A 12,307-nucleotide genomic window follows, 5' to 3' on the forward strand; every position below is an offset into this window, starting at 1 on the left:
GCGTTCCTCGTGCGAAATTGTCACACACGAGCGCCATCCAACAGTTCGATTCGGCCGGATCGTCGCGGCGTGCGCACTGCGGAGACCGCGTCGGCTGTGACGGGCCGCACCGGTTGGACGGCCCCGCCCGACGTGAACACGAGCGAAGCGTTCAAACCGCGCGGTACCGATTTCCCTCGCATGAAGGAGATCGAGTCCATCGTCCTCGACGACGACGACGAGGCCCTCGCACCCGCAGTCGTGCTCGCGACGATCGCCCTGCTCGCCGTCTTCGCCGTCGGATTCGCGGTCCAAGCCGTCGGACTGGTGTTGTGACGAGCCGCCGCCGAGCGTCAGTCCGGCCCGATCGGGTTTTGCTCGCGGCCGTGAGTTCGCCGACATGAGCCGGCGACGAGTCGCCCGCCGACCGCGTCGCGGTCTCGTTGTAGGCCCGTTGTAAACTCATTGCAGACCCGTTGGTGACTCGTTGGAGCAGTGGCCATACCCGACAGTCGCACCGCATCCGACAGCCGTATGCCGCCGCCGACCGAACTCCACCGCAATGGACCGCCGCGTACTTTTCGCGAGTCTCGTTCTGTTCGCCGGCGGCGCGGCCGGTGTCGGCGTCGCGCTGTTCGCGTTCGTCGGGGTCGACGACGGGGCGACGGAGGCCGAGGTCGTCTGGGAGTCCGATCCGGTCGCTGGCGACGACGGAAGCGGCGCTGTCGTCGCCACGATGGACGGCGACCCGCTCGTGTTGCAGTCTGTCACGGGGAACGGCACTCGGTCGGTGCGGGCTACCGCGGTCGGCGGCGGCGTCGAGTGGACGACGCCGATCGGTGCGGGAACCGGAAGCGGCGCGACGGCTGACGGCAGTGGCGACGAGGCCATCGACGCGAGCGGGCTCGTCACGGGAACACTCCGGGGAGATCGGGTCGTCGCGTTCACGACCGAGTCCGGATCGCTCGTCGTCCTCGCGGTGGGCGACGGCTCCGAGCGGTTCGCCATCGACCTCGACGGTCCGAGCGGGGTCCGACCCGCGATCGGCGACGTGGACGGCGACGGCGACAACGAGGTCGTCGCAGTCTCGACGAGCGGCACCGTCCTCGCCGTCGACAGCGGGGGCGAATCGGTCTTCGAGACTGACGTTGACGCGCCGATCGAGCGTCGACCGTTGGCGCTCGACTTCGGCGAAAGTGAGACAGACGGAGTGGACGGCGGAAACGGCGACGCGATCAACGGCGTCGCCGTCGTCACGGCAGAGGGGGACGAGCGCACGGTCAAACTGCTCGACGGTGCCGGTGAAACGCGGTGGACGACCACGCCGTCCGTCACGCCTCTGAGCTGGCAGCAGGCGGACAGTCAAAACGGAGCGGTCCTCGCGCTCGGCGGAACGAACGGGAATCTAGAGACGATCGAGATCGCCGACGGCTCGACTCGATACGAGATCGGACTCCAAGACCTCCCGGTCACGGTCGGCAGTGCAGGCCCGGGACGCGTCTACGTCGGTGGCTCTGGCAGCATTTGGGCCGTCAGTCTCCTCGACGGTGAAGTCTCGTGGAAACAACAGTACGGAGCAAATACCCGAGTGAACGCCCCGTCTCTCGGTGATATCGACGGAGACGGCGAGACCGACCCGGTCGCGGTAAACCGAGAGGGTGAGCTCCTCGTGTTGAACCGGAACGGCGGTGTCACCGCCCGTGGGAACGTCGATTCCGTCGTCTACGCGAGCCCCGCGTTCGCCGATGTCACCGGCGACGGAACCGACGAGATCGTCGTCGTGACACAAACCGGGAGAACGGTCGCAGTCGACGTGAGCGGCTGACCACCGGGCGCGGTCCGGGTAAAGCGGGCCCGCGCTTCGCAGAGTTGCGTGGTCGAGATCGGCTGCTACGTAGTCACTTTTATCTCGTCATCGTCAGATAATCGCGTGACTGCACCGATTTATTGACGATCGTTCACCGGAAACGTGGTGTGTCGAGACGGTGACGCCTCTCTGCGAGCGAAACTGGAATTCGGACAAAGATCGATCCGGATCGGTCGTGTGACCGTATCCAGTGTTACTCGTCCTCGTACACCCACGCAGCGGCGTCGAGGCCGTAGTCGACGAGTTCGTCCTCGTCGAAGAACAGGTCGATTTCACGTTCGTTCGCGCCCTCGTCTTCGTGGTCCGACGCGTGGATCACGTTGTGACCGAGGTCGAGCCCGAAGTCACCGCGGATCGTTCCCGGGGCTGACTCGGCGGGGTCGGTCTCACCGACCATCGCGCGGACCTGTCGAGTTGCGTCCGCGCCCTCCCAGACCATCGCGAAGACCGGTCCGGAGGTGATAAATTCGACGAGACCGTCGAAGAACGGTTTGTCCTCGTGCTCGCCGTAGTGGTCATGCGCGAGGTTCTCGTCGATCTGCATGAACTTCCCGCCGACGAGCTTCAGGCCGCGCGCCTCGAACCGCGAGACGATCTCGCCGATGAGACCGCGCTGGACGCCGTCCGGCTTCACCATCACGAAGGTGCGCTCGTCGTGGCCGCTCATCTACTCGCCACCCTGATTGTGCCCTTCCTCGGTCCATTCGAGGTCGCGGGCCTCGCGGCCGAGGAGGTAGTTCTTCTCCGCCTTCGAGTCGACGAAGTGGAGGATCTGGCCGTTCTTTTTCACGTACATCGTGCCCGTGCCGGGCTCGATCTCTTCACCGGTGTAATCGCAGGTGCGTGTCTCGACCATTGGTTATCGCCCTCCGATGGAGTCCGCGTCGCGCTGGGTCTCCCGGAGCTGGAGCACGTCGCCCATGCGGACGGGACCTAGGACGTTCCGGGTGATGATCCGGCCCTGGTTCGATCCCTCTTGGATGCGGCACTTGACCTGCATGGCCTCGCCGTGCATCCCGGTCTTGCCGACGACCTCGATCACCTCGGCGGTGGTGGAGTCGCCGGTGCCCTCTTCTGCGCTCATGGGTGGTTATCGAAGCTCCGCGACCTTATCGCCGATGTCCTCGACGTCGTCGTCGGCATCGCCGGCGTCGACGACGGCGGCGGCGGCCGAGCCGACTTCGAGGCCGGCGGCCTGTCCGACTTCGTCCTGCGTGTCGACGAAGACGACCGGAATTCCCTTCTCGTCGGCGAGTTCAGGGAGGTGCATCACAATTTCCTCCGGAGAAACGTCCTCGGCGACGACGACGAGGTCGGCGTTGCCGCGTTCGACGGCCTTCGTGGTCTCGTTGGTTCCTTTCTTCACGGTACCGGTGTCTCGGGCGACCTCAAGTGCTTCGAGCGATCGCTCGGCGAGGTCGGCTGGGGTTTCGTAGTCTACGTAAACGGGCATATGTTGTTCACCTGTCCTCCGTGCGGGCTCGCGTGTCCGTCCCGTGGTCGGTCCCTAACGGAACGGCACATCATCAACCCCACAGAGGCTGTGACCCGACGTAATCCGGACATCCATAAAAGCGCTTTCAATGTCGTGCGGGTGTGCGACCGGGGATCACTCGCCGTTTTCGGATGCCGCGCTTTTTAAGCACCGCTCGCGACGCCATCGCCGAGATGCGGGCGGCGGTCGCCGACGGGAGAGACAGCGACAGAGCCGACGACGGACGGTGACGCGCCGTAACGAGAGATGACTCGGGCGATCACGCGTTCGCGAACGGCTCCCAACCCTCCCACCGCAGCAGTGTCTCCGCGCGGTCGGCGTCGGCCAAGAGCACGTTTCGGCGGGCCGGAAGCGTCTCGTCGGCGAGCTCTCGGGGGAGCGCGAGTGTCCCGCTCGGCACGTCGTCGTCGCCGGCGACAGGTATGTGGCCGCCGTCTAGTTTCATCACGAGCGGCGCGTCAAGTCGCTCTATCCCCTCGCCGTCGGCGTACAGCTGCTCGTTGACGCGCTCGTGGTCGGCCCGCTGAATGACGGCGCGATCGCCGCCGTGAGGCTCCACGTACAGTTCCCCCAAGTAGTAGCCGCTCGAAAAGCGTTCGAACATTCTGTGCGTGGTATTCTCTGACATAGTAGTACATAAGTGTTACTCGGAGGTATCGCAGATGAGATGTGGAGCCGGCGGCGGTCGATGGGTCGATATCACCCGAGATCGCCCGAGACTGCCCGAGACCGCCGAATGCGGTCAGGTCCGCGGATCGAGGTCGAACGCCTCCGCCAGCGTCGCGTGTGAGTCGAGGGCTGCGTCGTGATCGGGCACCGTGTGCTGAACCATCACCTCGTCGACGCCGATCCGGTCGGCGAGCTGTGAGAGGACCGATGCGATCGTCTCTCGGCTCCCCGACACCGATCGGGGCCACTCGTCGGCGTCGAGCGTCGCGGGCGTCGGGTCGGGAACCCCGCCCAACTCGTCGATCGCCTCCTCGACCGACGGGGTTTGGTCGCCGAGGTTCCCCCGCTGCATCCGCCGATACACGGCCTCAGCCGGGGCGCGACGCCGCGCCGCGGCCTCGTCCGTGTCCGCGGCGACCGCGTTGATCGCGAGGACGACGCGGGGCGAATCGAGGCTCGCGGGGAGGACGCCGGACTCGAACGTCTGGCGGTAGGCGGCGACGGCGCGCTCGGCGAATCCCGGACGGATGAACCCCGCGAAACAGTAGGGTAGCCCGAGTGTGCCCGCGATCTCACCGCTCGACGGACTCGATCCGAGCACCCACGGAGCCGGCGGGGCGGCTCCCGATCGGGGTACCGAGAGATCGGCGTACGGGTGAGTTTCGGGGTACGCGTCGTAAAGGTGGTTCACAACCGCGCGGATCCGCTCTTCGTGGTCCTCGTCCGGATTCTCCACGCGCCGGTCCGTGCCAAGCGCCCGGTCGGCTGCGGGAGAGCCGTTGGCGCGCCCCAGTCCGGCGTCGACACGTCCCGGGGCGAGCCCGTCAAGCGTTCCGAACGCCTCGGCAACCTTGAACGGGCTGTAGTGGTTGAGCAGCACCGCGCCGCTGCCGATCCGGATCTCGTCGGTCGCGGCGGCGAGTCGACCCAGCAACACCTCCGGGGTCGTGCCGGCGAGTCGTTCGGCGCGGCCGTGGTGTTCTGCGACCCAGAATCGCGAGTAGCCGAGTCGCTCGGCCTGTTTCGCGGCCGCGACGGTGTTCTCGAAAGCGTCGGCGGCGGTCCCGCCGGCGGGGATCGGCGAGAGGTCGACGGCTGAAAGCTCCATGGATATCCTCGTCGACCACTGACGGTAACGGTTGGGGTCCCGGCGGAACCGTGGGCCACCGAAACGGGCCGATAGCGATCCACGGCAGGTGACAGCGCAGGCGTGGCGGCGACAATCTATTTATGAATAAACGTGCGGTGGCGCGCCTCCGAGCGACCGGCAGGGCGCTCGGAGCCCGCGAGGGAGGGCAGGGGCGGCCGCGACGCGGTGCGGGTCCGCGACCGCCCCCGACCGAGGCTGGGGAGGCGTGAGGCCGCGGGTGTAGTCGGTGGGACACGTGGGGCCGGAGCTTTCGAAGGGACCGAGGTTTCGAAGATCGATATCGGACGCGATACCCGCGACTACCGAGTCAGCGCGAGAGCAGAAACAAGATATCGTCGCTCAGTTGTCGCCGGACTTCGACTGCCACGCGTAGTCGCGCCGCGAGGCGGAGTCGCCGAAGCCGCACGACGAACAGCGTTCCTTCTTGACGTGGTACGATTTCTCGCCGCAGCGGCGGCACTTCACGTGAACCGTCTTGTTCTTTTTTCCCTGAGAGGGCGTTCCGGAGCCGGTCATGCTTTGATGGTGACGACGTTATCGCCGCGTATAATCGTTGTGTCTTCGATCGCGACCGCAAACTCGCCGTCGAGATCGTCGTCGACGCGGTCGTTCACGTCGGTCTCGGGCTCAATGACGACGTTCATGTGCTGGTCGTAACCAGCCAAGACACCGTAGTACGTCGTGCCGTCTTTGAGGTGTACGGTCACAGGCTCCTCGAGCGACGCTTCGAGCACGTCGAGGGGTCGTCCACTCATTGTGCATACCGCGACCCGTCGCACTATTAAAAATACCGGGAGGAAGCCGGGACGACGCCGTCCGATTCCGGCGACGAGATACCGGCGCGGCCGAACCCGGGTGTTTTTAACACGGGCACCTGTATCTGCGGGTACCACACTCCCGCGGGACACGGTGGGTCAGCAGTGACTCGGCCGTAGCGGGGCCTCAACGACGCACGGTCGGACGTAGCGCAGAACGGCTCCTTGCGGGGTTTCAGTGATCGACGCCGATCAGGCGCTCGATATCAACACATCATGGAAATCGAAATTGCGACACTCGGCGGGTACGAAGAGGTCGGTCGACAGATGACGGCGATTCGCGCGGGCGACGACATCGTCATCTTCGACATGGGCCTGAACCTCAGTAAGGTTCTCATCCACGACAACGTGGAGACCGAAAGCATGCACAGCCTCGATCTGATCGACATGGGTGCGATCCCGGACGACCGCGTCATGAGCGAACTAGAGGGCGACGTGCAGGCGATTGTTCCCACGCACGGGCACCTCGACCACATCGCGGGCATCCCGAAACTCGCGCACCGGTACGACGCCCCCGTCGTCGGGTCGCCGTACACGATCGAACTGGTCAGACAGCAGATCGAAGACGAGGGCAAGTTCCAAGTCGACAACGACCTCGTGAAGATGCAGGCGGGCGGCACGATGGCGATCGGCGACTCCGAGCAGGTCGAGATGGAGTTCGTCAACGTCACCCACTCGATCATCGACGCGATCAACCCGGTCTTACACACGCCCGAGGGCGCGATCGTCTACGGCCTCGACAAGCGGCTTGACCACACGCCCGTCATCGGCGACCCGATCGACATGGACCGGTTCCGCGAGATCGGTCGCGAGGACGAGGGCGTCCTCTGTTACATCGAAGACTGCACGAACGCGGGCCGGAAGGGCCGAACGCCCTCGGAGTCGTACGCGAAAAAACACGTCGAGGACACCCTGACCTCGATGGAGGACTACTCGGGCGGTATCATCGCCACGACGTTCTCTTCCCACATCGCCCGCGTGAAGACGCTCGTCGAGTACGCCCGCGAGATCGGCCGTCAGCCGATCCTGCTCGGCCGCTCGATGGAGAAGTACTCTGGAACGGCAGAGAGACTCGACTTCGTCGACTTCCAAGACGACATCGGTATGTACGGCCACCGGAAGTCCGTCAACCGCGCATTTAAACGCATCATGAAGGAGGGCAAGGGTAACTTCCTCCCCATCGTGACGGGCCACCAAGGCGAGCCGCGCGCGATGTTGACCCGCATGGGTCGGGGCGAGACGCCCTTCGAAATCGACGACGGTGACAAGGTCGTCTTCAGCGCGAGTGTCATTCCGGAGCCGACCAACGAGGGACAGCGCTACCAGTCCGAACAGCTGCTTCGGATGCAGGGCGCGCGCATCTACGACGACATCCACGTCTCCGGGCACCTCCGCGAGGAGGGGCACTACGAGATGCTTGACGCGCTCCAGCCACAGCACGTGATCCCCGGCCACCAGACGCTGAAGGGTCGCTCGCCGTACGTCGACCTCGCGAAGTCGCAGGGGTACAAGCTCGGACGCGACGTCCACGTCACGCAGAACGGCAACGTCATCCAGCTCGTCGAATGACGAACGAGACGAAGGAGGCGCGGGTGCTCGATGCCATCCGCGAGCGGCGCGAACTAGTCAACGCCGCTATCGACGAGGAGCTTCCGATACAGGAGCCGGAACGGCTCTACGAGGCGACGCGATACATCCTTGAAGCCGGCGGGAAACGGCTCCGACCCACGGTGGCGACGCTCGCCGCCGAGGCGGTCACCGGCGTCGAGCCACTGAGCGCCGAGTTCCGCGAGTTCCCGGCGCTCGACGGGCGGCCCGTCGACGTGATGCGGGCGGCGGTCGCCATCGAGGTGATCCAGTCGTTCACGCTGATCCACGACGACATCATGGACGAGGACGCGCTCCGGCGCGGCGTGCCGGCCGTCCACGAGCAGTACGACACGTCGACGGCGATCCTCGCCGGCGACACCCTCTACTCGAAGGCGTTCGAGTTCATGACAGAGACCGGGGCGGACCCGTCAAACGGGCTGGAGGCGATGCGGATGCTCGCGTCCACCTGCACCGAGATCTGTGAGGGGCAGGCGCTCGATGTCGCCTTCGAGTCGCGAGACGACATCCTCCCCGAGGAGTACCTCGAAATGGTCGAGCTGAAGACCGCAGTCCTGTACGGCGCGTCAGCGGCGACACCGGCCGTACTGCTTGGCGCGGACGACGAGGTGGCAGAGGCGCTGTACCAGTACGGGATCGACTCGGGTCGGGCCTTTCAGATCCAAGACGACGTGCTCGATCTGACCGTCCCCTCCGAGGAACTGGGCAAACAGCGCGGCTCCGACCTCGTCGAGGGGAAAGAGACGCTCATCACGCTCCACGCCCGTCAGCAGGGCGTCGACGTCGACGACCTCGTCGACGCGGAGACGCCAGCCGAGGTGACGGAAGCGGCCATCGACGACGCGGTCGCCGCGCTCGAAGACACCGGATCGATCGCCTACGCCCGCGAGACCGCCGAGGATCTGACGGAACGCTCGAAAGAGCATCTCGACGTGCTTCCCGAGAGCGGCTCGCGCGAACTCCTCCGTGACCTCGCCGACTACCTGATCGTCCGCGGCTACTGAGCCGGTCGGATCCGGACCCGAGTCGGACGACGGCAGCGCGATGCGGACGGGGCGACGACGCGAATGCGGATGAGACGCCGACGCGAATACGGACGGGCGGTGAAACGGACACGGCTTTACCCGCGGCAGCCGTCAGCTGGGGTGTGTCCGGATACCGAGACGTCGCATTGTTCTTCCTGCTCGCGCTGCTTTGGGGCGGCTCGTTCGTCTCCATCGAGGTCGGCCTCGACTACTACCCGCCGATACTGTACGCCGCCTATCGGTTCGACGTGGCCGCGCTCGCGCTGCTCTCGTACGTTCTCCTCGCCGAGTCGTCGCCGCTGCCCCGCACCCGGAGTGATCTGGCCGCGATCGGGTTCAGCGGCGGGCTCTCCGTCGCCGTCAACAACTCGCTTTTGTTCGTCGGGCAACAGTATACCACGAGCGGGATCGCCGCGATCACGTACAGTCTCGTCCCGATCGCGACCGCTGCGGTCGCGGCGCTCTGGATCGGCGGGACGAGCCTCGACGCGCGAGGTGCGGTGGGCGTCGTGTTAGCGTTCGTCGGCGTCGGACTCGTCGCGCAGCCGGACCCAGCAAACCTGACCGGCGGCGTCACGATCGGCGTCGGGCTCATCGCCGTCGGCGTGCTCGCCGTGGCGGTGGGCAGCGTCGGACTCCGCACCGTCGAGATAAGCTTCTCCAGCATCGCACTCACCGGCTGGGCGATGGGTTTCGGGGCGCTGCTCATCCACGGGTTTAGCCTCGGGTTCGGGGAGTCACAGCGGCTTCCGGCCACGGAGCTGCCGGCGCTCGTGGCGCTCGGCTTCCTCGGACTGTTGGCGTCGGCGGTGGCGTACACGATCTACTTCACGCTGCTCGGCCGGTTGGGTGCCTTCGAGATCAACCTCGTCTCGTACGTCGTGCCCGTGGTCGCTACGGTCGCCGGCGCACTACTGCTCGCTGAACCCGTGACGCGACTGACGGTCGCCGGGTTCGCCGTCATCGTCGTCGGCTTCGGACTGTTGAAGCATCACACGATCGCGACGGAAGCGCCAAAGTTGCTCGCGCGCGTCGGTGGCCTCTTTTAAGCGTCCAGCGACTCGATGTCCTCGACGATCTCGACCGCGTGGTCCTCGGGGTCGACACCCTCGTACGCGAGGACCACGGTTCCGTCGGCGTCGAGCACGTACGTGTTCCGGAACACGCCGTCGAAGGTGTTCCCGAACATGGTCTTTTCGCCGTAGGAGTCGTAGGCGCTCGCAACCTCGCCGTCGGGGTCCGAGAGGAGCGTGAACGGGAGGTCGTAGTCGGCTGCGAACGACTCGAGATCCGCGACCGGATCGTCGCTGATGCCGACGACGGCGATCTCTGCGTCCGCGAAGGCGTCCCACTCGTCGCGGAAGCCGCAGGCCTCGGTCGTACACCCCGGCGTGTCCGCGCGGGGATAGAAGTAGACGACCGTGTAGCGCGCGTCAGCCGGATCGACGGTGACGGTCTCACCGCGGTGGTCGACGAGCGAAATCGGTGGTGCGGTGTCGCCGGGTTCAAGCATGTGCTATATCTGGTCGGTGATCGTTTATGACGTTCGGTCCGGTTCCTTTTTAGTCGCCACTGTCGTCGACCCGATACTGATGGAGTGGCAACCGACGCCGTTTACTGCGCCGCTTTTGGTCGCGGCGATCGCGTCTTTCGGGTTTGCCGGATACGCGCTCAAAAACCGGCTGCGAGGCGGACGGCCACTCGTCCGAAGTTTCGTCGGCGTCACGGTCGGAGCTGGTCTCTGGGCGCTGGCGTACGCCGCTCAGCTCTCGGCAACGACGCTCGCTGAGACGCTCTTTTGGAACCGCTTCGTGTGGATTGGCGTCGGGATCCTCGCCGTCGCGTGGCCGGCGTTCGTGCTCGCGTACGTCGACTGGCGGGAGTGGTTTCGCCCGAAGCGGTTCGTCCTCCTCTGTGCCGTCCCGGTCGCTGCCGTCACCGCGATTCTCGCCGTCGGTGTCAATCCTTTCTTTTACCGCTCGCCGGCGCTTTCCGCCTCGAACGGCTACCTCGTGTTGACGTTCCTGCCGACGCCGGCGCTGATCGGGTTCATAGCGTACACCTACGTCGTGAACGTCTTCACGTTCCTCGTGCTCGGCTCGGTCGCACTCACGCGCGACGGAGTGTTTCGGCGGCAGGCCGCGCTGCTTCTGATCGCCGGAATCGCACCGATGACCGCCGGGATACTCGGCGTGTGGGGAGCCTTCGGCACGACGTTCGTCGATTACACGCCGATCACGTTCGCCGGAACGTCCGTTGTGCTCGGGTGGGTCGTATTCAGACACCGACTGTTCGATCTCTCGCCCGTCGCCCGCGACGTGGTATTCGCGAATCTCTCAGACGGAGTCGTTGTCGTCAGGTCGGACCGGCGGATCGCCGACGTGAACGACCCGGCGCGGGCGCTGTTCCCCTCGGCGGCCGTCGGCAGTCGCGTCGATGAGGCGTTCGAAGACGCGCCGGCCGTCATCGACGCGATCGACGGCGAGATCGGGAACGGCGGAGACGCCCAAGCGACGGGGGCGAACCCCGAGATTCGCGTGACGATCGATCGCGGGAACGACCCGCGTATACTAACTGTGACACCCCACGAGATCGACGACGACGCGGCCGGGTACTCGACCGGCGGCGGTACCGTCCTGCTGTTCCGCGACGTCACGGCACAGGAAACGCTCCAACGTCGGTACCGGGCGCTCATCGAGAAATCGCCGAACGTCATCGCCGTGTGCGGCACCGACGGACTGGTCCGGTACGCGAGTCCGTCAGTCGAGCGGTTGCTGGGACACACACCCGCTGAGGTCGAAGGGCGGCCGGCGATCGACTTGGTTCACCCCGACGACCGTGAGGAGTCACAGCGCCTGTTGGAGCGCGCCTTCGAGACGCGCGACCCCCAGACTGTCGCCCACCGTCTCATCCACGCGAACGGGAACTGGCGACAGTTCGAGACGACTGTCGAGCGCCTGTTCGAAGACACGGACGAGGTCGTGATCACGGCGACAGACGTGACCGAGTCTCGGAGATACAAACAGCGGCTACAGGTTCTCAACCGCGTTCTCAGACACGATCTGAAAAACGACGCGAACGTGATCGGCGGTTACGCCGGGCTCTTGCGCGACCACGTCGACGACGAGGGAGCGGAGTACCTCGACACCATCGACCGCAAGGTGCAGACGCTCACGCACCTCAGCGATCAGGCCCGCGAGATCGACGTGGCACTCCACAACGAGGGGGGACGAGCGACGATCGACCTCGCAGAGCTGCTCACGCGTCTCTGTACGGCGCTCGAATCGGCGTTTCCACGGGCGACCGTCAGCGTCTCGGTCCCGGAGACGGCGGTCGTCCGCGCCGACGAGCTGCTCGAGTCCGCCGTGCGAAACGTGTTGGAGAACGCGGTTGTCCACCACGATGGGGGGACGCCGATCGTCGAAGCGAGCGTCGACACCGCCGACGGCGGCTATCGGATCGCGGTCGATGACGACGGTCCGGGTATCCCCTCGGTCGAGCGAACGGTCTTCTCTGAGGTCCGCGAGACGCCGCTCGAACACGCGAGCGGGCTCGGGCTCTGGCTCGTGCACTGGATCGTCTCGCAGTCCGGCGGCGATCTGACGATAGAGATGCGAGAGCCTCGGGGGACGAGCGTGACAATATGGCTGCCCGCGGCCGACGACGCGGAACTGGATCCGACGACAGAGCGGTGATCCG

General features: G+C 65.7%; 16 protein-coding genes. 7 read left to right on the forward strand and 9 right to left on the reverse strand.

Going from position 1 to position 12,307, the window contains the following annotated elements:
- Positions 1-180: 180 nt before the first annotated feature.
- Entirely contained in the window at positions 181-315 is a 135-nt protein-coding gene (locus NO887_RS03560) for a hypothetical protein (protein ID WP_256417100.1), read from the forward strand.
- Positions 316-541: 226 nt separating this feature from the next.
- Entirely contained in the window at positions 542-1,804 is a 1,263-nt protein-coding gene (locus NO887_RS03565; RefSeq protein ID WP_256417101.1) for a PQQ-binding-like beta-propeller repeat protein, read from the forward strand.
- A gap of 235 nt (positions 1,805-2,039) precedes the next feature.
- Here the strand turns inward: NO887_RS03565 and ndk are convergent, their stop codons facing one another.
- Genes ndk through rpl7ae form a run of 4 tightly spaced genes read right to left on the reverse strand, consistent with a single transcriptional unit; the run spans position 2,040 to position 3,299 of the window.
- A complete protein-coding gene (gene ndk, locus NO887_RS03570; RefSeq protein WP_256417102.1) occupies positions 2,040-2,513 on the reverse strand; it encodes a nucleoside-diphosphate kinase in 474 nt (157 codons plus the stop codon).
- Positions 2,514-2,702: a 50S ribosomal protein L24e gene (locus NO887_RS03575; protein WP_256417103.1), complete on the reverse strand. Its 189-nt coding sequence runs from the start codon at positions 2,700-2,702 to the stop codon at positions 2,514-2,516. It lies immediately after the preceding gene.
- A gap of 3 nt (positions 2,703-2,705) precedes the next feature.
- Positions 2,706-2,930 (reverse strand): 30S ribosomal protein S28e, encoded by a 225-nt coding sequence (locus tag NO887_RS03580; RefSeq protein WP_004046478.1) that lies wholly within the window; start codon positions 2,928-2,930, stop codon positions 2,706-2,708.
- A 6-nt stretch (positions 2,931-2,936) separates the two neighbouring features.
- Entirely contained in the window at positions 2,937-3,299 is a 363-nt protein-coding gene (rpl7ae, locus tag NO887_RS03585; protein ID WP_256417104.1) for a 50S ribosomal protein L7Ae, read from the reverse strand.
- A gap of 143 nt (positions 3,300-3,442) precedes the next feature.
- Here rpl7ae and NO887_RS03590 point away from each other — a divergent pair, with 143 nt between their 5' ends.
- Positions 3,443-3,571 carry a hypothetical protein gene (locus NO887_RS03590; RefSeq protein ID WP_256417105.1) on the forward strand — a complete coding sequence of 43 codons (129 nt, stop codon included), beginning with the start codon at positions 3,443-3,445 and terminating at the stop codon, positions 3,569-3,571.
- A gap of 29 nt (positions 3,572-3,600) precedes the next feature.
- Here NO887_RS03590 and NO887_RS03595 read toward each other — a convergent pair whose 3' ends face one another.
- The 4 genes from NO887_RS03595 to NO887_RS03610 all read right to left on the reverse strand — a co-directional run bounded on the left by NO887_RS03595 (position 3,601) and on the right by NO887_RS03610 (position 5,915).
- The gene (locus tag NO887_RS03595; protein ID WP_256417563.1) at positions 3,601-3,945 is read right to left on the reverse strand and encodes a DUF5802 family protein; all 345 of its coding nucleotides are present in this window, start codon (positions 3,943-3,945) and stop codon (positions 3,601-3,603) included.
- A 138-nt stretch (positions 3,946-4,083) separates the two neighbouring features.
- The gene (locus NO887_RS03600) at positions 4,084-5,118 is read right to left on the reverse strand and encodes an MsnO8 family LLM class oxidoreductase (RefSeq protein ID WP_256417106.1); all 1,035 of its coding nucleotides are present in this window, start codon (positions 5,116-5,118) and stop codon (positions 4,084-4,086) included.
- Between the two features lie 381 nt (positions 5,119-5,499).
- Entirely contained in the window at positions 5,500-5,676 is a 177-nt protein-coding gene (locus NO887_RS03605; RefSeq protein ID WP_049983101.1) for a 50S ribosomal protein L37e, read from the reverse strand.
- On the reverse strand, positions 5,673-5,915 hold the full coding sequence (locus NO887_RS03610) for an LSM domain-containing protein (protein WP_256417107.1): 243 nt from the start codon (positions 5,913-5,915) through the stop codon (positions 5,673-5,675). The genes NO887_RS03605 and NO887_RS03610 overlap by 4 nt, the downstream gene beginning before the upstream one ends.
- Positions 5,916-6,191: 276 nt before the next feature.
- Here NO887_RS03610 and NO887_RS03615 point away from each other — a divergent pair, with 276 nt between their 5' ends.
- The 3 genes from NO887_RS03615 (at position 6,192) to NO887_RS03625 (ending at position 9,657) form a co-directional block, all read left to right on the forward strand.
- Positions 6,192-7,544 (forward strand): ribonuclease J, encoded by a 1,353-nt coding sequence (locus tag NO887_RS03615; RefSeq protein ID WP_256417108.1) that lies wholly within the window; start codon positions 6,192-6,194, stop codon positions 7,542-7,544.
- On the forward strand, positions 7,541-8,587 hold the full coding sequence (gene idsA3 / locus NO887_RS03620) for a geranylfarnesyl diphosphate synthase (protein WP_256417109.1): 1,047 nt from the start codon (positions 7,541-7,543) through the stop codon (positions 8,585-8,587). The genes NO887_RS03615 and idsA3 overlap by 4 nt, the downstream gene beginning before the upstream one ends.
- A gap of 143 nt (positions 8,588-8,730) precedes the next feature.
- Positions 8,731-9,657, forward strand: a complete 927-nt coding sequence (locus tag NO887_RS03625; RefSeq protein WP_256417110.1) for a DMT family transporter — start codon at positions 8,731-8,733, stop codon at positions 9,655-9,657.
- On the opposite strand, the gene NO887_RS03630 is transcribed toward NO887_RS03625, so the two are convergent.
- Positions 9,654-10,121 (reverse strand): peroxiredoxin, encoded by a 468-nt coding sequence (locus NO887_RS03630; protein WP_256417111.1) that lies wholly within the window; start codon positions 10,119-10,121, stop codon positions 9,654-9,656. The genes NO887_RS03625 and NO887_RS03630 overlap by 4 nt on opposite strands.
- 79 nt (positions 10,122-10,200) lie before the next feature.
- On the opposite strand from NO887_RS03630, the gene NO887_RS03635 reads away from it, so the two are divergent.
- Complete coding sequence (locus NO887_RS03635) at positions 10,201-12,303, forward strand: histidine kinase N-terminal 7TM domain-containing protein (protein WP_256417112.1); 2,103 nt, start codon at positions 10,201-10,203, stop codon at positions 12,301-12,303.
- Positions 12,304-12,307 lie beyond the last annotated feature (4 nt).

The sequence above is a fragment of the Halorubrum laminariae genome (genome assembly GCF_024494655.1).
Lineage (GTDB): Archaea > Halobacteriota > Halobacteria > Halobacteriales > Haloferacaceae > Halorubrum > Halorubrum laminariae.